A 20921-nucleotide genomic window follows, 5' to 3' on the forward strand; every position below is an offset into this window, starting at 1 on the left:
TTCGCCTACTGAAGTATCGGGGGCGCGAGGGTGATCATCTTTGCTGAGACTCGTCGCGTAGCATGCCTGACCTGGTCTTTCCTGCGGGCGACGTACTGCGAGATCGGCCGCCTGGTGTAGCGGTCCGCCGCGCGTAGCCGCCGGAGGCCGTTGTCGAGTTTGCGTGCGACTTTCGTGGTCATCTGCTTTGTGAACTGGCGGAGTCGGCGGGTCGACCTCCCGGCTTGGAGGACGACACTGCGTCGTGTGTGCTTGAGGATCTTGACGAAGGAGATCCGGTCAGGGTCCAGGCCATCACCGTCGGCCAGCCGCATGATGATCCGGTTCAAGCAGTGGTGGAGGGCCAGGTGCGCCCAGATCTCCTGCCGTATCAGTTCGGGCGACGCCGACCGCAGCACTTCGGCCTTCCCGCGTTGGAAGGTCTTCAACTGCCGGTAGGCGGACTCGACCTCCCATCGCTCGTGATACAGGGCTGCCAGCTCAGCGGCGGGCCCGGCCTCGGGTTCGAGCAGGTCAGTCAGCAGCCGGATGGTCTCGCCACCATCGACTTGATAGTCGATCACCCGCACCGTCACACCGCCCGGATGAGATCTCCGCTGGCCGGCGAGGTTCATCCGGGTCAAATAGGTCCCGTCGGGCAAGATCTCCATGGGCTTCGCGGCGATGAAGGTACGAGCCCTGATCAGCAGGTGCGCCCCGGCCTGTGTGTAGGCCTTCCACAGCGCGACACTGGGGAAGCCCCGGTCCATGATCACCATCATGCCGGCGGCACTGTCGGCCATCTCCGTCGCAAGCGCGGGCTCGCCTCCACCGCCCTTGAAGGTGCCTATCCGCGCGTCGATCGTCGCGTGCGTGCCGGTCTCTGTCAGCGTCACTACCCTGGCCTGCGGGAACCCGACAGGCTGGCCAGCGCTGTCCGCCCGCCCACCGAACGCGGCACGTGTCACATCGTTCTCCGGCACGTCCAGCACGAACCCGTCGACCGCGGCAACTCTCATCCCGCGCCAGAACGCCGCCTCAAGCGTGGGCGGGGCGATCGCCCCTGCCACCCGACGGAACACCGCCTCCAGTGGCGCAGCACCGAGCTGCTGTCGGGCCCTGGTGAACGACGATTTGTTCGGGATCGACTGATCCATTTCACCCAGCGCCCCAACCAGATTCTCCGCGACATCGTCATAGGAGTCCTGCTGGAACAGCGCCAGAGCCAACACGAAGTAGACCATGAACCGACGCGACAAGGGACGGGGATTGGCGTCCTGCCGGCCGCACGTGGCCAGTACCTCGTCCACCAGCTCGGGAGTGATCCACTCGGTAAGCAACCCGAGCCGTACCTCATCCGATAACCCCACCCATGGATGCATGCCCGCTTCAACGACCGGCGTCCCGGCCGGGACACGGGTATCTGTGGCATACAAGCAACGGCATTGGGACACCGGCTGCAAATGGAGGGCCTTACCTGCGGATTTCCCTCCATGGAGGACCGTTTGGGGCTTCATGGCCCGCTGGGCGGCGGCCGGGGTCATCGGCCAGATCCGTGACGCCCTGTCCCAGCGGATCCGCCGGGACATGGGCAGAGGCCCGAGAGCCGTCGCGACGATCATCGACTCCCAGTCGGTGAAAGCCGCCTCGACCGTCGGCAAGGACAGCCGGGGCTATGACGCGGGCAAAAAGATCAATGGCCGCAAACGGCACATGGTTGTGGACACCAAAGGCCTGCCGCTGATGGTGATGGTCACCCCGGCCGACCTGCACGACGCCGCCGCCGCCAAGGAAGTCCTCTTCCGCCTCCGCCTGATGCACCCCGAAATCACCCTCGTCTGGGCGGACTCCGCCTATGCGGGCAAGCTCGTGACCTGGGCAAAGAAGCACCTGAACCTGACGATCAGGACCGTCAGCCGCCCGAAGAACACCTCCGGTTGGGTCCTGTTGCCCCGCCGCTGGGTGGTTGAGCGGAGCCTGGCCTGGATGATGCACGCCCGCCGCCATGCCCGCGATTACGAACGGCTGATCCAGCACTCCGAGACCTTGATCACCTGGGCCGCCATTACCTTGATGACGCGGCGGCTCACTCGCAAGCGGCCCCGGTGGACGAAGAGGGCTACCCCCGCGGGTTCAGGCAACCGCGACTGACAGAGTTCCCACCACAATGGTGACCACGGCGAGACCGATCATCGCAGCTCGGACCACGGACAGCCCATGAAGAGGAACGTTTTTCTGCCTACTCGATACGCCACTCTGGGCGCCGACACCAGGTCCCAGCAGTTGACGACACCACATGCAGTCGTCCTGTTCGTGAACAGGAGAGTCGAGCCAGTACGCACCGGTCAACTGGGCGCCATGGCCACCAGACAACCCGGCTTGGTTATGCGGATCCATATCCAGTCCAACGACGCTCTCTCCCCGGAGCCACGGCGGCCCCGCCACCCGCAACCAGATCGTCACATCCCTCAAGTTCTGCAACGGTGCCCCCTCTCCGCACGCCGCTTTCGCTCAAAGCACCCGAAAGGATTGAAAACAATCACTAAGAGGTCGTTTTCACCTTTCTTGCGTCGTAATTGGGCGATTCTCTGGGTGATGGATGATGGTGCCGGCGAGGTCTTGGAGGCCGTCGATACCTGCGGGGCAGGGGATGTTGCTGACGGGGCGGAATGGGCCTCAATCCCGTCTCATCCCAGAGTGTCCGGTCCTTGAGGTTGTGTGCTTCGAGCGCCGATTCAGCGCGACTGGGCGCACTCGGCCCGGGGCAGTACGCCGGATGCATGTCGAAGCGACGCCCGTATCCGAGTGATCTGTCCGATGCACGCTGGGAGTTGATCGAGCCGGTCCTGACGGCCTGGCGTTTCGAGCGCCGCGGCCGAGCCCTGGACTTCGGCCGGCCGCCCGAGCACGACCTGCGCGACATCATGGACGCGATCTTGTACGTCGACCGCACCGGGGTTCAGTGGCGCTACCTCCCGCACGACTTCCCCCACTGGAACACGGTCTACGGCTACTTCGCCAGGTGGCAACAAGAAGGCGTGTTCGCCCAGCTCAACGGCCTGCTGAGGCAACTCTTACGGCAGAAGGAAAACCGAGAGGCCGAACCGTCGGCCTGCGTGATCGACGCGCAGAGCGTGAAAACCTCCACCAGCGTGCTCGCCACCAGTCAGGGCATCGACGCCGGGAAGAAGATCGTCGGGCGCAAACGGAGCATCGTCACCGACACGACGGGCCTTCTCCTTGCCGTGCTGGTCACCGCGGCGAGCGTGCAGGACTCCATCGCCGGCACCCAGCTACTGAACCGGGTCGCCGCCGAACATCCGCGCATCCGCAAGATTTGGGTCGACGGCGGCTACCGCCAGCACCTCGTCGAGCACGCAGCCAGCCTCGGCATCGACATGGAAGTCACGCAACGCAAGCCCGGGACCAGGGGATTCACCCCGATCCCAAAGCGGTGGGTGGTCGAGCGGACCTACGGCTGGCTCATGCTCCACCGCCGCCTGGCCCGCGACTACGAAACCCGGCCCGCCCGCTCCGAAGCCATGATCCACATAGCGATGACAGACCTCATGGCCCGCCGCCTAACCAGCGAAAACACCATCTCCTGGCGCGGCCCGGCACCGCAGACCAAACAGCAGATTCCGGGATGAAACAACGGGAGAAAACGACCTCTAAGGCTCTGGGCCACGCTCGACTTGCCCGATGCCGAGTTGCCGCGGATCACCACCAGACGGGTGTCCGAACGTCCGGCTGCAGTTGCAGTGGATGCGCGACAGGCTGCGCTGCTCGGGGAGCCGGTCATGCGGGCCATCCCGTCTCGCTGTACAGCTCCCCGTCCTGGATCTTCGCGATAGCCAGTCGGGTATAGGGGACGAGGTCGTCGGGAAGGGCGGTGGGGTCCCAGAATTTCCACTGGGTGCACTTGTCCGGCTCGCGCAGCACCGGCTCGCCGCTCCAGGTACGGGCGCGGAAGAACAGGCCCATGCGGGGCGGGTTCCTGGGCTGACCGATGTGGTGGACGACGTGGACGAGTTCGACGTCCTTCCGGTCGATGTGCAGCCCGGCTTCCTCCCTCGCCTCCCTGATCAGGCAGTCGATGGCGTTCTCCTGCTCGCAGTGGCCGGCCAGGACATGCCAGGTGGACGGCGCGAACGCGGAGTCGGGGTGGCGCAGTCCGAGCAGCATCGTTCCGTCGGGGCGTTCCAGGTAGAGGTGGACGCCGATGATGTTGGGGACTGTTCCGTGCGGCGAAGCCAGACGCTCTTCTACGGGTTCGGGCCTGCTCTGCGCCGCCGGAAGGCTGGCGGCGTGGCGCCGTACGAGGTCGCTGGTCGTGTCCGCGATGCGCAGGCGATGAAGGTCGTCGGGGGCGAACCAGGCGAGCATGACTCCTTCGGTCAGGTGGAGTTCGCGCGGGTCGCCGTTCCAGCGGCCTGCGTAGATGGCGATGGCTACGGTCGTGCCGTCGTCGTGGGAGGCGTACTCGGTGCCGAACGGGAACAGGTCAGCGAGATCGAGGCCGGCTTCCTCGGCCAGTTCGCGCCGCACGGTGTGCTCCAGCGTGGCGTCCTGCGGCTCTTGGCCACCACCGAGAAGGGACCACATGCCCGGCTCCCAGATCTCGCCGGGGAGGTAGTCGCGTAGGTGGAGCAGGTACTCGCCGCGGTCGTTGTAGATCAGCGCGGAGGCGTTGGCCATCTCAGGTCCCACCTGTAGCGGGAGCTTCAGGAGCTTCTCACGCAGGGATGGGGAGGCCGCCCTGTCCACGGGACGCCACTCGATGCCGCCGACCTCCTCTTCCTGCAGCATCACCTCCACCTCGTTCGGGGTGTGCAGGCGGAAGAGAAACCGGAGATCGAAGTGCTGGTGGCCGGGTTCGCCTTTGCCCCGGTTTGCATCGATGTCGTGGATGTCGATGTCGAACGGGACCGTCTCGTAGCCGGGCCAGGGCGTGACTGCCTTGGGAGGAATCCCGGTTTCCTCGTACAGCTCCCGCAGCGCCGTTCCCGCCAGGGACTCGTCAGAGGGCTCGGCGTGTCCGCCGGGAGCGAGGACCTTCCCGCTCGCCAAATGCAGCACGTGCAGCACGCGGCCGAGCGGGTCGAGGACGATCGCGCCACAGGTGACATGTCCGGTGAACGTGGAGCGGCTGGCGATGTCGGTAGGACGTTCGAGAGCGTCCAAGAGGGCGCCGAGCTGCTCGCGCTCGTGAGGGTGACGAGCGAGGTAAGTCTCGACGGTGGTGCGGATGTGTTCGTGCGACAGCGGCATGGAGCTACCTCAGGGGTGTGTGCGGGACAAGTCGAGGCGGGCCGGGCGTGCGAGTCAGCTCAGCCGCATCCCCTGCGCGGGGATCGCGTCGATAGCGGCGGCGCGAGCGGTGGGCAGGCCCCATCTCTGGCGTGCCGTCTCCGCCGCGAGCTGGGCTTGGCGTGCACCGGGCGGACCCCAGCCCAGCAGGGCGGCTGCTTGGGCGGGGGCGGCGAGCAGGCGGGCGAATGGGTGCCCGGTGGCGGGGTCGACGGCCGCCGGCCCGATGGCGGTGACCCGGGCGGCCAGGCGGAGCCGGGCGTTGGGTCCCACGCCGCCGTAGACCTCGCCGGTCTTGTCCAGCACCCAGCCCAGTCGCACCGGGTCGGTCAGGGCGAGCTGGGCCTCCTCGGCGGCTTCGCGGTGCAGGGTGTCCTCGGGCGTCGGGTCGGTTGTTTCCATGGTGCCGCCGGGCGAAGCGAGCGGGTTCGTCGCGAACTGAAGCTGGAATCCGCGGAACCCACGCGTGAGTGGCCGCTCCATGAGAAAGAGTATGGCGGGTTGCACTGCTCGCCGTGGCTGGGCTCCGGCGCCACGGTCTCCGGCCACACCGAGTCGGGCGGACTTCTCTACGGCAGGGGAGAGCCGGAGGTTCAGCTGTCCACCGAGCGGTACCTGCGGACCACCACCCTGCAGCCGCGTCGGTGCCTGCGGCGCCACCCGCTGCCACCCAGAGCCATTGGCCGTGCTCTTCTCTTGACCGCTTCGTGGCGAGCCCGAGGCTCACGGAGTGCTGTCCCAGCGTACGCAGCAGGGATGTTCCGAGGTCCTTTCGCGACTGTGCGTCGGCAAGGCAGGGGTCCGGCCCGCAGCCTCCCCGAACGGGGACTGCGAGCCGGGGAAGGCGGACCTCAGGCGGGAATGAGGCCGTGGGGGTCGATGATGAACTTTTCGGATACTCCCGTGTCGAAGGTCGCGTAGGCGTCGGGGGCGTCGTCGAGGCTGATCACCTTCGTGTTGAGCATGGCGCTCAGGTAGGGCAGGCGGTCCCACAGGATCGCCATCATCAGCTCGCGGTTGTAGTGCATGATCGGTGCCTGCCCGGCGGTGATCCGCGGCGACTTGATCCAAGCCTTGCCGAAGTCGAGCGGGTACGTTCCCTCCTGCTCAGCCTTCGACTTCGCGAGCGGGTCGGCGCCGTAGACACCGATGACTCCGGTGGCCCCGCCCGCGCGGGTGGCGTCGAGCACCTGGTTGAGGGCGTAGGCCGGGTCCATGTCCTCGGCCTCACGCCCGATGCCGTGTGCCTCAGAGCCGACGTAGTCAACTGCGCAGTCGACCATGGGTTCGCCCAGGATGGCCTCGATCTGGTCGGTGAGCGCCGCTTCCTGGCTCAGGTCGATCGTCTCGCAGCCGTTCTTCTTCACCAGCTCCAGCCGGTCCTTGTGGTAGTCGCCGACGATGATGCAGGACGCCCCGAGCAGGCGCGCCGCAGCGGCGCCGCAGCGGCCGACGGGGCCGGCGCCCGCGATGTACACGGTCGAGCCCGGCTTGGCACCGGCCTCCATGAGACCGTGGAACGCGGTGGGCAGGATGTCCGAGAGCAGCGCCAGGTCACGGATCTTCGCCATGGCCTGGTCCTTGTCCGGGAAGCGCAGGAGCTGGAAGTCGGCGTACGGGACGAACAGGTACTCGGCCTGGCCGCCGGTCCAGTCCCCCAGGTTGAAGCCGTACGCTCCGCAGGACACCTTGGGATTCACGGTCTCGCAGACTTCGGTCCGGCGCGCCCTGCAGTTGCGGCATCGGCCGCAGGCGACGTTGAACGGGACGGAGACGAGGTCGCCCTCACTGAGGAACTCGACGTCGGGGCCGATCTCGATGACCTCACCGGTCATCTCGTGCCCCATCACCATGCCCTGGGGCACGGGGAAGGACCCGCGGTAGATGTGCAGGTCGCTCCCGCAGATGTTGGTGGCGACGATCCTGAGGATGACTCCGTGCGGGGCCTTCTTCCCGTTCGGCATCTGAAGCTTCGGGAAGTCGAGCGACTCGACGCGCATGTCTTTCGGGTTCTGAAAGGTGATAGCGCGGTTGCTGCTTGCCATGACGATCTCCTCTGCTGATTCACGGTGACTCGGCCGAGTGAGTGTCGGCGGTCATTTGGGCGACTTTGCGACGTCGGCTTTCCTAAACGTAGGGCTACACCCGAGGTATGCAGGCCAGCGCCACACCCTCTTGCTTGCCATCGCACTAACGCTGCGTGCCACGCGCCCGGTCAAGCGCGTCTTCTGCCGATCAGGCGGGTTGCGGTGCGTTGGCGAAGTGTTCGATGATCGCCGCGCAGAAGGCGGGGAGGTCCTGCGGGCCGCGGCTGGAGATCAGCTGGCGGTCGATCACGACCTCCTCGTCGACGACCTCGGCGCCGGCGTTGCGCAGGTCAGTACGAATGCTGGGCCAGGAGGTGAGGCGGCGACCGTGCAGCACGTCAGCCTCTGCCAGGGTCCAGGGTCCGTGGCAGATGGTGGCAACGGGTTTGCCGGTCTCCACGAACTCCCTCACGAAGGCGACGGCGTCGGGGTCGGTTCGCAGTTGATCGGGGTTCATGGTGCCGCCGGGCAGCAGGAGCGCGTCGTAGTCGCTCACGCGTGCGTCGGCGACCTTCTTGTCCACGGTGAAGGTTCCGGCCGGGTTGATGTCCATCTGGCGCGCGTTGATTTCGCCGGTGTGGAGGGAGAGGAGTTCGGCCTGTGCTCCGGCGCCCAGCAGTGCGCCGAGAGGTTCTTCGAGCTCGACGCGCTCCACGCCGTCGGTGGCCAGGATGGCGACCTTCCTGCCGTGCAGTTCGTTGGTCATGGTGCTGTTCCTTCCGGTGATCGGCGGAGGACCGGTTCGGGTCCGTGCCCTCCGCTCAGCTGCCGTCGGGGAGGAGGACCTTGGTCCTTGCCCTGCTCGATCAGCCTGGTTGGCCTGGCCCGTCCCCATGTCTGGTGGGCACGTCACCCACGAAACGACCTCACCACTCCCACTGTCCCACCCTCACAAGACACGTCAAAAGGTGCGAGTTGTCTCGCTTGGCCGGTGACGCGCCGGGAACCCGGCCTGCCCGGCCCACGACAAACCACGGCAGGGATCCGCAAGGGGACCGTCCGCGATCGGGCGGCCTCCGTCACATCGCTGGGGCGGCCGTCATGCGTCATCCTCGCTATCCGTCGGATACCACTGATGCCACTGGGCTCTGGCCGAACCGCTGCTGCCGCCGGCGGCCTGCGACACGGCTCGCGGTGGCCTGCCGGGGAAGCACTCCCGTCGCGAAATCGTCGACGCGATCCGATACGTCGTCGACGGCATCACTGAAGCCCGCTCCCGAACCGGCCAGGAATTCGGCCTCGACCGCTTCCTTGCCTCCCTCACCGGCCACCTCGATGAAGGCGTGCCCCTCCCCGAGACTCTGCGCCGCCTCATGCACAGCCACCACGGACACCTCTGCGACGACGCCACCACCGTCCTCCTCCAGTGGCACGGCCCCCAGCCCTTCGCCCCACCCTGAAGCCCTCGTCGGACTCCCCACATCCGGCACCGCCCCACCAGAACGTCAACCAAGCCCTGGCTCTCCACCAACTATCCGCGACAGCTACGGCTGACCACGCCGCCCCGCGGGCAGCACCTGCTCTAGGCGGGCGGCTTCTCCACGAGGACATCGATCTGCTCGATCGTGGGCTCCTCGAAGAGCTCACCCGTGTTCTCAGCGAGCGCTTGCGCGACCTCGCCCGACAGATGCGCCTGGCGTCCGTCGTCGTCGGGAAAGGCGTCGAAGATTCCGAACGACGAGGGTCCGAACTGGATTCCGAACCACCTGACGGTCTTGGGTTCCCCCTCGACGATCGACAGCCCCTGGTTCAAGAAGTCCTGGACGTCGTCCTCCCTGCCGGGCAGTGCTTCGAGGCGTACCAGAAGTGCTTTGCTGACCTGTGTTGCCATCTTGGGTCTCTCCTCTTCCCTTTCCTTGGTTCGCGTCGCCGCGATCATCAGAACGCCGCTATGGCCGCCTCGGCGACCGTCTGATCTTGCTCGCCGCTGCCCCCCATCACTCCTACCGAGCCCCAGGACCTGGCCGTCGTGGGGGAGCGGGATGCCACAAACGAAGATCATCATCAACGTCGGCCGAGGTGGCGGCACACCCGCGTTTGCCCGTCATGACGACTCCTCTGCTCTCCTACGCGGCTTTCGCACGACTCCTGTGCTCTCCTGCGCGGTGCGCGACGAGCCGACCTCGGCGATGTCGCCGAGGAACTCGTGACCGAGTACGTCACCGCGTTCCATGGCCGGCATGTAGCCGCCGATCAGGTGCAGGTCCGAGCCGCAGACCGAGCTCAGACGCACCTTGACGATCGCGTCCTGGCGGTTGATGATCTGCGGGTCAGGGACCCGCTCGACGGTCAGGTCGTTGACCCCGTTCCAGGTGAGTGCTCTCACAGCCTTCCCTCCTCGCGTGCGCGCGCGGTGGCGGCAGAGATCAGCTTTCCGCCCGGACTCGAGCAGCGCCCGGGAATCGCGCAGAGCACGGCGGACCGACCCGCGCGGGTCCTGGCCCTTGAGCCGGGCCGCGGCGCCTCCCGGTCCGAAGGGCACGGGTTCGCGCAGGCGGGCGGCGACCTCGGTGCCGCGGTCTCCGGGAGCCGGCCGCACCTGGACCTCGATCTTGTCGCCGAGCTTCGCGAGCGGCTCGGGGAGCCGTCCGTTCGCAGAGACTTCGTCCGGGGGACGGTTGATCGTCACCGTGTGCCAGCGATCGCTGTGCCCGCTGGCGGCCCCGCTCGACTCACCCTTCCACCGGCGGATCATCACCGCTGCCCCGCCGCCCACAGCCAGGCCGCACAACGTCAGTGCCTTGCCGTTCATCGCGTGCTCCGCTCCGGGGGCGAAGCCGGATAGCCGCCGTGGAAGTGTTCGAGCTATCTCCACCGTCACCTGGCTTCGCCTCACGTGCAAACGCAGTCCGCGGGTGACCCGCGTCCGATTCGTGGACCAGGCGGCGACTCTCTGGACTCCGCTCTAACGGCCGCGCCGACCCCGAACTTGACTTGACCAAGTTCTGTGGGTGTTCGGGGCCAGATGCGCGTCAGATCCTTCGGCTCGATCGTCCAGCCCTCCTCCAGCACCTGGCGGACGATCTCGGCGATGTCCAGGGCGTTGTGGAAAATGCCCGCGTTTTGCAGGAACAGTACGACGCCCTCTGCCGCCATCGGTGAGGTCGGGCCACCCGGCTCCTGGCGGAGCCCGGTCGGGCGCGCTGCAGGGGTGTCACAGCATCTCCAGCGGCCGTTTGCTCCCCGGCGGCGGGAACGCCCGGTCCAGGGTCGCGAGGTCCTCGGCGGTCAGGTCCACCTCCAGAGCCGCTCTGTTCTCCTCGACGTGCGCGCGGGAGGACGCCTTCGGGATCGCGATGACGTCCTCGTGCCGCAGGACCCAGGCCAGGGCGATCTGCGCGGGCGTCGCACCGTGGGCGGCTGCCACGTCCCGCAGCGCCGCGTGACCGAGCAGACGGCCCTGCTCGACCGGCGAGTACGCCATGACGGGGATCGACAGTTCACGGCACCTGGGCAGCAGACTGTACTCAGGCCCTCGACGGCTGAGGTTGTACAGCACCTGGTCGGTCTGCGGCCCGGCTCCGGGCGGCAGGTCCGCGAGATCATCCACGTCCAGGTTGCTCACCCCCCAGGAGCGGATGGCACCCTCCCGCACCAGGGACTCGAACGCCTCGACCGTCTCCTCCAGCGGCACGGCTCCACGCCAGTGCAGCAGGTACAGATCGATCCGGTCCGTGCGCAAACGACGCAGGCTCCCCCGGCATGCCTCGGCCACTCCACCGGCGTCCGCATGGGAGGGGAGCACCTTGCTGACCAGGAAAACCTCGTCCCGCCGTCCGCACACCGCCTCGGCCACCACTTCCTCAGCCGCGCCGTCCCCGTACATCTCCGCGGTGTCGACGAAGGTCATCCCCAGGTCCAGCCCGGAGCGCAGGGCCGACACCTCGGCCACGCGGCGCCCGGCATCCTCCCCCATCCCCCAGGTGCCCTGACCGAGCGCCGGGACCGCAACCCCGCAAGGAAGGACGACCGTCCGCGGATCCGCCATGGCTTCCTCCTAGGTGTAACGGCGGCCAAGACTGCCAACCACCACCTGCACCACGATCTCAGTTTGGAACGGAATCCTCTCAGCCCGGAATGGGATTCTCTGTGGCACGGGCGAGGATTCCCGCTTGGTCACGGTCACCCACCACGCGGATGCCAGCGGTGTGCCGCGGCTGAGCAAGGAGCCGATTGGGCGGGGCGTTCAGCGGGGCTGGCCGAGTGCTGCCGCTGGCCACAGGTTCTCCTCGAGTTCTTCGCCCATGGCCGCGCTGGCCAATGCCCGTCCCAGTCGGGGTGCCTGTTTGAACAGGTTGTGTCCGGCGGCGAAGAAGATTCTGTCGGCTTCCCAGACTGCCATGCCGTCTTCGCTCCACGGCAGGCTTGTCACCCAGCAGTGCAGGTACTCCACGGGCTCGGGGTCGAGGCCGGGCAATGCGTGGGAGACATACGCGCGGGCGCGGTCGTTGAGCGCCACCAGTGCACTGGGATCCGCAAAGCTGCCGTCCTCGCGTACCTCGACCGTTTGACTGAGGCCCACCGCGTACCGGCTGTTGCCTGGGTAGGGGGCCGCGTAGACGCCGACCTCGCCGAACTCCCCGCTGCTGTCCTGCAGGCAGGCAACCCGTTCCGGGGGCGCTCCCCTGACCTGGAAGGTGAGGCGGACGTGGGCCGCCGGTTGTACCGGCAGCGAAAGCCCCACGTTGCGCGCAAGCCGCGCGGTGCCCAGGCCCGCGCACACCACGGCCGTTGCGTACTCTTCGCGGCCGGCCGCGCTGAGCACCTCCACCGTGCCGTGGCCCGTTGGATGCAGCGAGATGACCTCGTCGGTGACCACCGAGTCACCCAGCGCGTTGGCCAGGCTCTCGATCGCCACACGGGTGCGGATGGCGCCACCGTCCCCTTCGAGCATCGCGGGACCGTGGTAGTCGGCGAACAGCGGCATACGGGCGTGAAGCTCGGCGTTGTCCACGGTTCGCACCGGTATACCGCCGGCATCCTGCAGAATGCGCAGTCTCTCAGGAACGGGACCGCCCAGTGCGACCACTCCGTCCTGGGAGATCAGTTCGGCGCCCAACCGGTCGGCCCACTCGTCCCAAACGGCCCGGCCCTGCCGGGCGAATTCGACCAGGCGAGCGTCGTCGTGCGCGTGGCGGAATATGCGGGACTGACCACTGGACTGCCCGTGGCCTGGTACGCCGCTTTCGTACACCCGCGCAGTCGTTCCGCGTTCGGCCAGTGCATAGGCGGTGCACAGGCCGACGATGCCAGCCCCTACCACGGCCACCTCGGGAACCCGGTCCATTAGATCGCCTCACTTCGCGTGTCGCCCCCGCGAAACTGTTGGGTGACTGGACCCGGTGAGCGGAGTTGTCACGCTCTCCGTGACGCAACGGCGAAAGCGTGTCCCCTTCAGTCTCACACCGGTCCGAAGTCTGGCAACTGCTCAACCAAGATCACATCCCACTCGTTCACGGCTCCCACTTCCCCTGATGCTGTCCGTCCGCTGACCGAACCCAGCGTTCCCCCTGCTGCCCCGAGCCACCGGCGGACAGCGGCACGACCACCACCTGCCACACCTTCGGCCCATGATGCGACGGCCGGCGGATACCCACGCGTGTCATCCATGGCATTTCTCACCCGGCGTACCGGAAGAAGGTGCGCCCCCGGCGGCCCGTTCACCGGGGGATGACGCCGACACGGTGAGGGTGGGCGGTGTGGACGTACTTCATGGCGGTGGCGATGGAGATGCCGAAGACGCGGACGAGGTGGACGGGGTCGGCGGTGTCGCGGGCCTCGTCAAGCATGCGATCGGTGCGCAGGCCGTTGAGGGTGAGGCCGAGACGCTGGAAGGCCGCGGGGAAGTAGTTGTTGCTGGCGGGGCCGGTGTGGATGACGGTCTGGCGGGTGACGAAGAGGTGGGGGTTGGCGGTGCGGGGCCAGCGCTGGTGGCGGTGGCGGAGCCAAGTGTGCAGGAGGCGGAGGGTGACCTCGTCGTGGTGGACGGTGTGGCGGCTGTGCGGTCGGCGGACGAGGAGCTGGGCGCGAGCCGAGATCACGTCGCCCAGAGTGAGACGGTTGAGGTCGGTGCCGTTGAGGGCGTGGAGGGTGACCAGGGCCAGGGCGAAGCGGATGGCGGGCCGGTCGGTGATGTCGAGGAGTCCGGCGAGGCGGTCAGGGGGCAGCGTTGTGGGCGGGGGTTCGTTGCGGGTGACGCTCAGGCCGCGGGTGGGGTCGGTGAATACGATTTTTGCCTGTTTCAGTGCGCGGAAGATCGAGCGCAGGGCGACGGCGCGTTCGTGAGCGCGGTCGCCCTTGACTGCGGTGACGGCGGCGTGGACGTCGTCGGCGGTGACTTGCCGGAGGGTCTGGTAGCGGCCGGTCCAGTCGGCAAGCGGTGCCCGGAGGTAGGAGAGGTATCGGCGCAGGGTGTGCCACTCGGTGGGCGGCCGGTCGGAGTGGCTGCGCAACCGGCGTGCCCAGGAGGCGAGCTCATCGGCGATCCGGGGCGGATAGCCGGCAATGACCTGTTCCACGAAGGCTTCGACACTGCTTATGGCGGGCCGGGGCTGCGGGAGAAGCAGGCCGCGTTCGGCCAGGAAGGCGTTCAGCGCACGGGGGCGGCAACTGCTTCCGCGGCCGGTGGCGGCGCTGATCGCGCGCAGATCGTATTCGGCGAAAGGATCATGGGTGCCGAGCCAGGTGGCCGCGATTCGCAGGACGTGGGCGGCGGCCTTGCGGGCATGGTTTGTCCAGGCGTGTGCCCGGGCGTGGGCGTCGAAGGTGGCCAGCAGCCGGACGGCCTCCGGCTGCGGCTCGGGAAGGGTGGCCCTGCGCAGAGCGGACCAGTCGCGTTCAGCGGGGAACAGTTTCTGCTGCCCGTACGGCACGACACCGGGCGTGATCACCTCGCTCGGGTGGCTCTGCGCGCTCGTCTTGGCGCGCTTGCGCCCGGGTGGGCAGAGGTTGGTTCGCGCGGCGTGCCGGTCCAACGACTCCTCGGTGAGGCGTAGCTGCCGCCATGACACGTGGTCGTATGCGGGGCCGAGGAGGGCGCGGTGGCGCAAACAGCCGTGGCACCAACCCTCCCGCAACGGCAGGGGACCCCCGCCGCAACGCACACAGTCTCCGACCGGGCGAGCACGAGCGCCCCAGATGTAGCAGCCCCGGCAGAGCCCCTTGTGCCCGCAGCCCCACGCCTGGCACTGCGGGCAACAGATTGGCGCATCGGCACGGGCCCGGTGACGCTCGGCCGTCTGCGACGCGTACGCGTCGCCGCCTGTAGCCAGTAGCCCCGCACGGTCGAGGACTGCGGTCACGATGGGCCGGGATCCGGGCAGCGCCCTGATCAGGCGGCCGTCGATCGGCCAGCCCCCGGCCGCACGGCTGGCCGCCAGAGCCAGACGCAGCACCCGCAGCGCCAGACTGCGCGAGCGCGCCGCACACGCGTGACCGTCTGTATAGGCGTTCAGTACCTCCATCACCCGGAGTAACTCCGGGAGTTCATCCTCGGGGCGGTCGACGATCGCGGCGGCGTGATCGTGGCGCATCCGGTACGGCGCCGGGGACAGGGCCAGTTGCCCGGACAAGGTGGGTGGGCAGATCCGCGGATCGTCGCGCACCGGGTCAGGGCGCTGCGCACGGGCCCAGGCGGGCGGGTGGTAGCGGCCGTCACTGCGCTGCCGGTACGCGCCGAACGGTGCGGCCGTCAGCGTGACGCCCGGCACGATCAGGGCGAGCTGCGTCACGACCTGCAGCTTCACGGCCGCAGCGGGGTCGTAGTACCAGTCGGCGTCGTGGTCGATGATGACCAGGACGCATGCGCGGCAGAATCCGTCGATGTTGACCCGCCAGTCGCGTCCGCAGCGGCGGCATACGGCTGCGGGATTGTGCCGCTTCGAGCGCCACTGGTGACAGGGAGAGCAGTACGGCGGCTGCGCCAGCCGTCCCCACCCGTTGCAGCCCACGCACTCGTCCGTCCGCGGCTTCGGCTTGCCCATCTACGAAACCGCTCAGTTCGGCGGCAGTGAACGAGGCCGTCCCGTACCGCGCTGCGGCACCGGGCGAGGTCCTGCGCTCCCCGGGCCGTCGTCCCCGACCGCCCGCTCCTGCGACTGCCCCTGCTCCGCGCCGGGTGCCACCCGCTCGACAGGATCAGCCTCCATCAGGTCGCCGACCGTGCAGTTCAGTGCTGCGCACATCTTGTCGAGGTCATCCAGGCGCACGGTGACCGGGATGCCGGACCACAGTGCCGACACTTTCGACAGTGACGGCGTGAACCCGTACTCCGCGAACCGCGGCAGTAGCTCGCTGGGCCGCCAGATGTTCTGCTTGGCGGCGGCCCACCGCAGATTCCACTTCACGACAGACTCCCCGCGTCGACCCTCAAGCGTTGCGTGGCCCGCGCCGACGACTGCCGGCTGGCGACCTCCGGGTCGCCCTGGGCAGACAAAATGTAGCGAACCGTTGTCGTGGTCCACTCGTGCCCCAGCAACTTCTGCACCTCCCACAGGCTCATCCCTCCCTCGTAGCGGTGCGTGGCGCACGCGTGCCGCAGCAGATGCGGGAACAACTGCCGTACCGGGCCGTGCAGGTGGCCGGCCGAGGCCCGCTTCAACGCCTTGCGCAGCGTGGAGGGTGTCACCGCCGGCGCCACCGGCATATTCAGATCCTCGATGCTCCTGGGCAGGCGCTCGGAGGGCCACACAGGCGCCTCGGGATGTTCGGGATCGTCCGCGAACAGACCGCGGACCTCGGAGACGTACCACCACATCAGTGCCCGCCCCTCGGCGAACATGTACGCCTCCCGCGGTCTTGGCCCCGACCCGCGAGCACCCTTGCCCTGCACCAGGAACCGCCCGAACTCCCCGGACTCCCAGTGGAGATCGCACATCTTCATGCCGCACAGCTCGGCCGCCCGCACCCCCGAGATATAGATCATTTTCGACATCACGTAATCGCGGCAGGCCACCGCCTCCTTGCGGGCGTTCGGCAGATCCGACCGCCATGCGGCGAAGAACTCTTTTGTCGCCCGCGCCGATGGCGGCACCCGCAGCCCGAAGTCCCCGCGATGTGCCTGCCGGTTGAACGGATCGATCGGGGACTCGACCATCGCCCCGAACTGCTGGAAGATCTCATGAGCGTAGCGCTGCTCCAGGAACGCGAAGAAGTGGTCGATCTTGTTGAGCTTGGACCGGATCGTCGGCGCCTGCCGCTTGCCCGGCCCCGCGAAGTACGCGTCGACATGCCGCGGGGTCAGCCGCCACGGCACCAACTGGTAGTGGTCGCAGACCTCGATGACCGGCTTCGTCAGCGCGTCCAGCGTCGAGGAGGCAAGCCCCGCCAAGTCACGTGCCCACTGGTATTCCACCAGCGTGTCCATGAAGAATGCCTGCTCGTCCTCCAGCGAGGCGCCACCGGCGTACCGGCGCTGCAGGGAGAGCACGTCGACCAGGCCCTGATCCCCGCCCCGCACGCCCGAAGACTCATCGAGCACCTCGTCAATGAGCGGCGGGACCAGGGACAGCACGCGAGTCCCGGAATCCGTCACGATCCACGAGGTTACAGGAATTACTCTGAGATTCTGCCAGTAGCACCAGAATTCCAGGGTGTGAGGGCGCGGCCTCATCGCACTCCCCTGACCTGCCGACATGGCGCAACGGTCCGCCGCCGACCGTTCAGGAACCCGCGCGCACTCCAGTTAGCATCGGCAGCGCGCCCCGCGGGCCGGGGTCGGCAACGACGACGACCCGGCCGTCGAGGATGAAGCACCACGCCCAGGCTTGCCGCACGGGCAGCCGCTCGGGCACGGGACCGGGGTGGAGCGGGCTGTCCCACAAGGGCCGGAAGCGGACGTGAACGTCGTGCCGGTCCAGGGCCGGGACGTCAAGGATGTGCCGGCCGTCGGCGAGGTGCGCGGTGGCGGTGTTGCCGAGCCGGGCACGGTAGGCGGCGAGCATGATCTGCCCGTCCACGGGGCGCAGCCGCTGGACCGCGTCCCGGGTCTCCAGGAAGGCGTACTCGGACAGCTCCTTGGTCGGCAGGCGAATCGCCTCCACCTGGTCGGGGGTGAGGGTTCCCCCGTCGAAGACGAACCGGACCTCTCCAGGGCAGTGCGTGCCGGATTGCAGGTCGGGGTGGTGAGCGGAGAAGGAGTGGACGGCGAGCACGGCCGACAGCGGCAGGTCCAGGCCCAGTTCCTCGGTGATCTCGCGCCGACAGGTGACGTGAGGGTGTTCACCGTGTTCGACGACACCTCCGGGCAGCACCCACGAGCCGTCCTCGCGATAGGTGGGGCGCACCAGCAGAACCTGTCCAACCTCGTTGGTGATGACAGCGGCGGCCCCGAGCCACGCGGCATGCCGGGACGCGGCGTACTGCGCTGGCGACGGAACGGCACGCGGTGTGTCGTGATCCGAAGGGGAGACGGGAGAGGTCACGTAGCTCTGCCTTCCGGGACGGTGGGCGCGGCGGGGTGGGGGATGGTCGCGGTCGGGGCGTACTGGGCGGCTTGGGCGTCGAACATGGCGGCGTATCGGCCGCGGGCGGTGATGAGTTCGTCGTGGGTGCCGTGCTCGGCGAGGTGCCCGTTGTTGAGGACGTAGATGTGGTCGGCGTGGCGGACGCCGGACATGCGGTGGGTGACGAGGACGACGGCCCGGTTCGGGGCAGCGAGGCGGCGGATGCGGTCGAAGGCTTCGATCTCGGCTTCGGGATCGAGGGCGGAGGTCGGCTCGTCCACGATGAGGACGCCGTCTGCCTGTGATGTTGAGCTACGCCAGTGGGTGCGGGCCAGGCCGACTTTCTGCCATTCGCCGCCGGACAGTTCGATGGCGCCACGGAACATGCGAGCCAGCAGGCTGCGCAGTCCGTCGGGGAGTTTGGCGATGACGGGGCCGGCGGCGGCGTAGTCGACCGAGGGCTTCAGGTCGTCGTCGGTTGCCGAGTGGTCGGGGCGGCCGAGGCGGATGTTCATCGCGGCGGTCACGGGCCAGCGCTGGAAGTCCTGGGTGAGCAGGGAGACACGCTCGAAGACCTGAGCCCGGTCGAGGCCGGTGAGATCCGCCTCGCCCCAGCGCAGCGTGCCGGAGGCCGGCAACAGCATGCCGGAGAGAATCTTCATCAAGGTGCTCTTGCCGGAACCGTTCTCGCCCACCACCGCGGTCACCAAGCCCATCGGCAAGGTCAGGGAGACTCCGTCCAGGGCGGCGGTGTCCCGGTCGGGGTAGCGGTAGGTGACCTGGTCCAGAACGATCTCCTTGACGCGTTCCGGTACGGGCGCCCCGCCAGCGGGCAGTGTCCGCTGGCCGGCCTCGGTGAGGAAGCGGCCGTGGTCGCGGACGTAGAGGCTCTCCTCGTGGAGCTGGTTGATGTTCATGACCAGCGCGCCCAGGCTCGCCGAGCCGGTCCGTACGGCGATGACGGCGGTCCCGGCGACGGCGAGGCTCATGTGCCCGGCCATGATCAGCCAGAACATGGCGCCGTAGGTCGCGGCCATGGCCAGGCCGGACAGTGCGGAGGCGACCCATTCGGTGAGGGCCTTGCTGGAGGCGAGGCGCTCTTGTTCGGCCTCGGCGCTCTCGGCCATGCGCTCGTAGCGGCTGAGGAGGAAGGCACCGACCGCGTGGAGACGGACCTCCTGCGCGGCGGTGCGTTCGGTGAGCAGGTTGCCGATCAGGCGGCTGGCCCGTACGTGCTCGATCCAGCTCATCACCGACACGTACCGTTCCTGGGCCACGCGCATGGCGCCCCAGCCGCGCGGGGCGGCGATGAGGATCAGCATGGGCAGCAGCGCGGGGTGCAACACGGCGAGAACGCCGGCGGTGGTGATCAGGGAAATGAGGCCGTTCAGCGCCGCGACGCAGGAGCCGATCATGCGGCGAGCGGATCCGGGGCCGAGCTGGGCGATGTCCACGAGCCGCCGGAAGTCGGGATCCTCGATGGCTTCCAGTTCAACGCGGGCTGCGGCGGCCAGGTACTGGGTGGTGGCGATCCGTTCCACCTTGGGTTCCAGCCGCCCGGCTCGGGAAGTGGACCAGGCCGACAAGGCAGAGTTGACGACGCCGACAATGGCCGCAGCCAGGAGACCGGGCAGCAGGGCGTGCAGCCGGTCGGCGCCGCTGCCGGTGCCGGCGAGCAGCGCGTGCATGATGGCGTTGACGGCAAGTAGGCCGGCGGCTGCGGCAATGCCCTGGCCGATCTCGCTGACCCCGACCGAGAGCAGGGCACGCCGGTCGGCCTGCCACGCCATGCGCAGAGTGGAGCCGACGAGCCCGGGCATGGAGCGAAGCGCCGACAGCATGGTCAGGTCCAAGGTCGCGTGCTCGTGCTGGGACCAGCCCATGTCGTAGCGCAGGGGCCCGCCGAACAACTCCTGTTCGGCGTCGGAGACCTGCGGTTCGGCCATCGAGACCGGCCCGAAGAACCTCTTCACCGGGCGCCTCCCGCAGGCCAGTTGGTAGCCCGGAAGCACGGGCCGTGGGTGAGCAGGTGGAAGATCGTGGCGGTGTAGGGGTGGCAGTCCGGCGACGGTCTTTGCATCGGCACCCAGTAGAACCCTTCATGCTTGTTTGGCTCGGCGTTGTACGGCGCACCCGTCCAGGACTGCGCGACGAACACGGCGGTGACCCGGTCCAGTCCGTCACCGGGGTCGTAGTGGTGGATGAGGCCGCAGAACTCCTGCTGCTCCGCGCTGAGCAGGATGCCCGTCTCCTCCTTCGCCTCGCGCCGCGCGGCATGATCGAGTGGTTCGTCGGCCTCCAGGTGGCCGCCTATGACGGTGAGCTGTCCCGGTGCGAGCGCGGTGCCCGGATTGCGGCGCACGCACAGGGCGGTGCCGTTGGACCGGAGCAGGACCTGGGCGACGTCGGCGATGAGCAGGTGAGGCGACTCGCTCACGGACGGCCCTCCTGCCGCATGCGTTTCACGATGCGCGGGCCCCGCGCAGTCACGAGCACATTGCCTTGCCGGGGACCGTAGGCGATGACGCACGCGGTCTCCGTGACGGCGAACGCGGTCAACGCCGGGGCCTCCGTCTCGGACAAACGCCGGCCGTACCCCATGCTCGGATCGGTCGGCCTCAGCGGCTTGGTGGCGTGATTCATGCCTGATACCTCGTATCCAGCCGCGACCTACGGGTGGACCGCGTTGCGGTCGACGGCGGAGTGCGAAGGGGCGCCCGACGAGCCGGTCGTGTTTTCGAACACGGGATAAACGAGGGCAGGAAGGCGTACGGCATTCATGGGGGCTCCTCGGGAGAGATGCGGACTAGTGATCGGATAACGGGCGCCCTTGTGTCGCCGTAACGGGTGGAGACGGGCGAAATCTAGAACCTGAATTCGAATACAGGGCCCACTCCTTCTGTGGCCGAGCGGGACGGGCTGTGATGCCGTGTTCGATCACTCATGTGGGTTGCGGTACCTCCTTCAGGGGATTGCCTGAAGCCGCCCTGTCGTATCGGAGAAGTCGCTGCAGCTCGGCTTCGCCGAGGGCGACGGACCCGCTCAGAGACCGCTGGTACCTGCGGGCGCGACGGTCAGCCCGGTGAGATGGTTGATGCGCTCC

18 protein-coding genes and 2 pseudogenes are annotated in these 20921 nt (G+C 68.1%); 4 read left to right on the forward strand and 16 right to left on the reverse strand.

Features of this window, described 5'->3' with window-relative positions; all coding sequences use genetic code 11:
* Positions 1-5: 5 nt before the first annotated feature.
* Entirely contained in the window at positions 6-1523 is a 1518-nt protein-coding gene (locus BJ961_RS11760; protein ID WP_333782080.1) for an IS4 family transposase, read from the reverse strand.
* On the opposite strand from BJ961_RS11760, the pseudogene BJ961_RS11765 reads away from it, so the two are divergent.
* Both BJ961_RS11765 and BJ961_RS11770 read left to right on the forward strand, forming a co-directional pair.
* Positions 1429-2097: pseudogene (locus BJ961_RS11765) on the forward strand (IS5 family transposase); the annotation flags it as partial. The gene BJ961_RS11760 and the pseudogene BJ961_RS11765 sit on opposite strands and share 95 nt — an antisense overlap.
* Before the next feature lie 662 nt (positions 2098-2759).
* Positions 2760-3629 (forward strand): IS5 family transposase, encoded by an 870-nt coding sequence (locus BJ961_RS11770; protein ID WP_271321258.1) that lies wholly within the window; start codon positions 2760-2762, stop codon positions 3627-3629.
* 148 nt (positions 3630-3777) lie between these two features.
* Here the strand turns inward: BJ961_RS11770 and BJ961_RS11780 are convergent, their stop codons facing one another.
* From BJ961_RS11780 to BJ961_RS11795, 4 genes are all read right to left on the reverse strand, one after another.
* Positions 3778-5250 carry an NUDIX domain-containing protein gene (locus tag BJ961_RS11780; protein WP_271321259.1) on the reverse strand — a complete coding sequence of 491 codons (1473 nt, stop codon included), beginning with the start codon at positions 5248-5250 and terminating at the stop codon, positions 3778-3780.
* Positions 5251-5304: 54 nt separating this feature from the next.
* A complete protein-coding gene (locus tag BJ961_RS11785) occupies positions 5305-5772 on the reverse strand; it encodes an NUDIX domain-containing protein (RefSeq protein ID WP_271321260.1) in 468 nt (155 codons plus the stop codon).
* 368 nt (positions 5773-6140) lie between these two features.
* Positions 6141-7334 carry an alcohol dehydrogenase catalytic domain-containing protein gene (locus BJ961_RS11790; RefSeq protein WP_007389162.1) on the reverse strand — a complete coding sequence of 398 codons (1194 nt, stop codon included), beginning with the start codon at positions 7332-7334 and terminating at the stop codon, positions 6141-6143.
* 190 nt (positions 7335-7524) lie between these two features.
* Positions 7525-8082, reverse strand: coding sequence for a type 1 glutamine amidotransferase domain-containing protein (locus tag BJ961_RS11795; RefSeq protein WP_007389163.1), 558 nt, complete (start codon positions 8080-8082; stop codon positions 7525-7527).
* Between the two features lie 335 nt (positions 8083-8417).
* On the opposite strand from BJ961_RS11795, the pseudogene BJ961_RS11800 reads away from it, so the two are divergent.
* Positions 8418-8572, forward strand: a pseudogene (locus BJ961_RS11800) (transposase); the annotation flags it as partial.
* A gap of 3 nt (positions 8573-8575) precedes the next feature.
* Positions 8576-8776, forward strand: coding sequence for a hypothetical protein (locus tag BJ961_RS11805; RefSeq protein WP_239650169.1), 201 nt, complete (start codon positions 8576-8578; stop codon positions 8774-8776).
* Positions 8777-8898: 122 nt separating this feature from the next.
* Here the strand turns inward: BJ961_RS11805 and BJ961_RS11810 are convergent, their stop codons facing one another.
* The 11 genes from BJ961_RS11810 to BJ961_RS11860 form a co-directional block, all read right to left on the reverse strand.
* Positions 8899-9207 carry a putative quinol monooxygenase gene (locus BJ961_RS11810; protein WP_007389165.1) on the reverse strand — a complete coding sequence of 103 codons (309 nt, stop codon included), beginning with the start codon at positions 9205-9207 and terminating at the stop codon, positions 8899-8901.
* Between the two features lie 213 nt (positions 9208-9420).
* Complete coding sequence (locus BJ961_RS11815; RefSeq protein ID WP_242755535.1) at positions 9421-10128, reverse strand: alcohol dehydrogenase catalytic domain-containing protein; 708 nt, start codon at positions 10126-10128, stop codon at positions 9421-9423.
* Between the two features lie 402 nt (positions 10129-10530).
* The gene (locus tag BJ961_RS11820) at positions 10531-11364 is read right to left on the reverse strand and encodes an aldo/keto reductase (RefSeq protein WP_007389168.1); all 834 of its coding nucleotides are present in this window, start codon (positions 11362-11364) and stop codon (positions 10531-10533) included.
* Between the two features lie 198 nt (positions 11365-11562).
* Positions 11563-12663: an NAD(P)/FAD-dependent oxidoreductase gene (locus BJ961_RS11825; protein WP_007389169.1), complete on the reverse strand. Its 1101-nt coding sequence runs from the start codon at positions 12661-12663 to the stop codon at positions 11563-11565.
* A 373-nt stretch (positions 12664-13036) separates the two neighbouring features.
* A complete protein-coding gene (locus BJ961_RS11830) occupies positions 13037-15358 on the reverse strand; it encodes a hypothetical protein (protein WP_271321261.1) in 2322 nt (773 codons plus the stop codon).
* A gap of 12 nt (positions 15359-15370) precedes the next feature.
* Positions 15371-15721, reverse strand: coding sequence for a helix-turn-helix domain-containing protein (locus tag BJ961_RS11835; RefSeq protein ID WP_007389171.1), 351 nt, complete (start codon positions 15719-15721; stop codon positions 15371-15373).
* The gene (locus tag BJ961_RS11840) at positions 15718-16986 is read right to left on the reverse strand and encodes a tyrosine-type recombinase/integrase (protein WP_007389172.1); all 1269 of its coding nucleotides are present in this window, start codon (positions 16984-16986) and stop codon (positions 15718-15720) included. The genes BJ961_RS11835 and BJ961_RS11840 overlap by 4 nt, the downstream gene beginning before the upstream one ends.
* Before the next feature lie 49 nt (positions 16987-17035).
* Complete coding sequence (locus BJ961_RS11845) at positions 17036-17659, reverse strand: NUDIX domain-containing protein (RefSeq protein WP_381156735.1); 624 nt, start codon at positions 17657-17659, stop codon at positions 17036-17038.
* A gap of 134 nt (positions 17660-17793) precedes the next feature.
* Positions 17794-19791 (reverse strand): ABC transporter ATP-binding protein, encoded by a 1998-nt coding sequence (locus tag BJ961_RS11850; RefSeq protein ID WP_381156731.1) that lies wholly within the window; start codon positions 19789-19791, stop codon positions 17794-17796.
* Positions 19788-20255, reverse strand: coding sequence for an NUDIX domain-containing protein (locus BJ961_RS11855; RefSeq protein ID WP_271321263.1), 468 nt, complete (start codon positions 20253-20255; stop codon positions 19788-19790). The genes BJ961_RS11850 and BJ961_RS11855 overlap by 4 nt, the downstream gene beginning before the upstream one ends.
* Positions 20252-20461, reverse strand: coding sequence for a hypothetical protein (locus BJ961_RS11860; RefSeq protein ID WP_271321264.1), 210 nt, complete (start codon positions 20459-20461; stop codon positions 20252-20254). Before BJ961_RS11860 ends, BJ961_RS11855 begins: the two co-directional genes overlap by 4 nt.
* Positions 20462-20921 lie beyond the last annotated feature (460 nt).

The sequence above is a fragment of the Streptomyces lienomycini genome (assembly GCF_027947595.1).
Classification (GTDB): Bacteria; Actinomycetota; Actinomycetes; order Streptomycetales; family Streptomycetaceae; genus Streptomyces; species Streptomyces lienomycini.

Coding starts and splice junctions, on each gene's coding strand:
- BJ961_RS11780 (WP_271321259.1), bottom strand. CDS start 5,250: ATGCCGCTGTCGCACGAACACATCCGCACCACCGTCGAGACTTACCTC.
- BJ961_RS11840 (WP_007389172.1), bottom strand. CDS start 16,986: ATGAGGCCGCGCCCTCACACCCTGGAATTCTGGTGCTACTGGCAGAAT.
- BJ961_RS11770 (WP_271321258.1), top strand. CDS start 2,760: ATGTCGAAGCGACGCCCGTATCCGAGTGATCTGTCCGATGCACGCTGG.
- BJ961_RS11790 (WP_007389162.1), bottom strand. CDS start 7,334: ATGGCAAGCAGCAACCGCGCTATCACCTTTCAGAACCCGAAAGACATG.
- BJ961_RS11825 (WP_007389169.1), bottom strand. CDS start 12,663: ATGGACCGGGTTCCCGAGGTGGCCGTGGTAGGGGCTGGCATCGTCGGC.
- BJ961_RS11860 (WP_271321264.1), bottom strand. CDS start 20,461: ATGAATCACGCCACCAAGCCGCTGAGGCCGACCGATCCGAGCATGGGG.
- BJ961_RS11795 (WP_007389163.1), bottom strand. CDS start 8,082: ATGACCAACGAACTGCACGGCAGGAAGGTCGCCATCCTGGCCACCGAC.
- BJ961_RS11810 (WP_007389165.1), bottom strand. CDS start 9,207: ATGGCAACACAGGTCAGCAAAGCACTTCTGGTACGCCTCGAAGCACTG.
- BJ961_RS11785 (WP_271321260.1), bottom strand. CDS start 5,772: ATGGAGCGGCCACTCACGCGTGGGTTCCGCGGATTCCAGCTTCAGTTC.
- BJ961_RS11830 (WP_271321261.1), bottom strand. CDS start 15,358: ATGGGCAAGCCGAAGCCGCGGACGGACGAGTGCGTGGGCTGCAACGGG.
- BJ961_RS11760 (WP_333782080.1), bottom strand. CDS start 1,523: ATGACCCCGGCCGCCGCCCAGCGGGCCATGAAGCCCCAAACGGTCCTC.
- BJ961_RS11820 (WP_007389168.1), bottom strand. CDS start 11,364: ATGGCGGATCCGCGGACGGTCGTCCTTCCTTGCGGGGTTGCGGTCCCG.
- BJ961_RS11815 (WP_242755535.1), bottom strand. CDS start 10,128: ATGAACGGCAAGGCACTGACGTTGTGCGGCCTGGCTGTGGGCGGCGGG.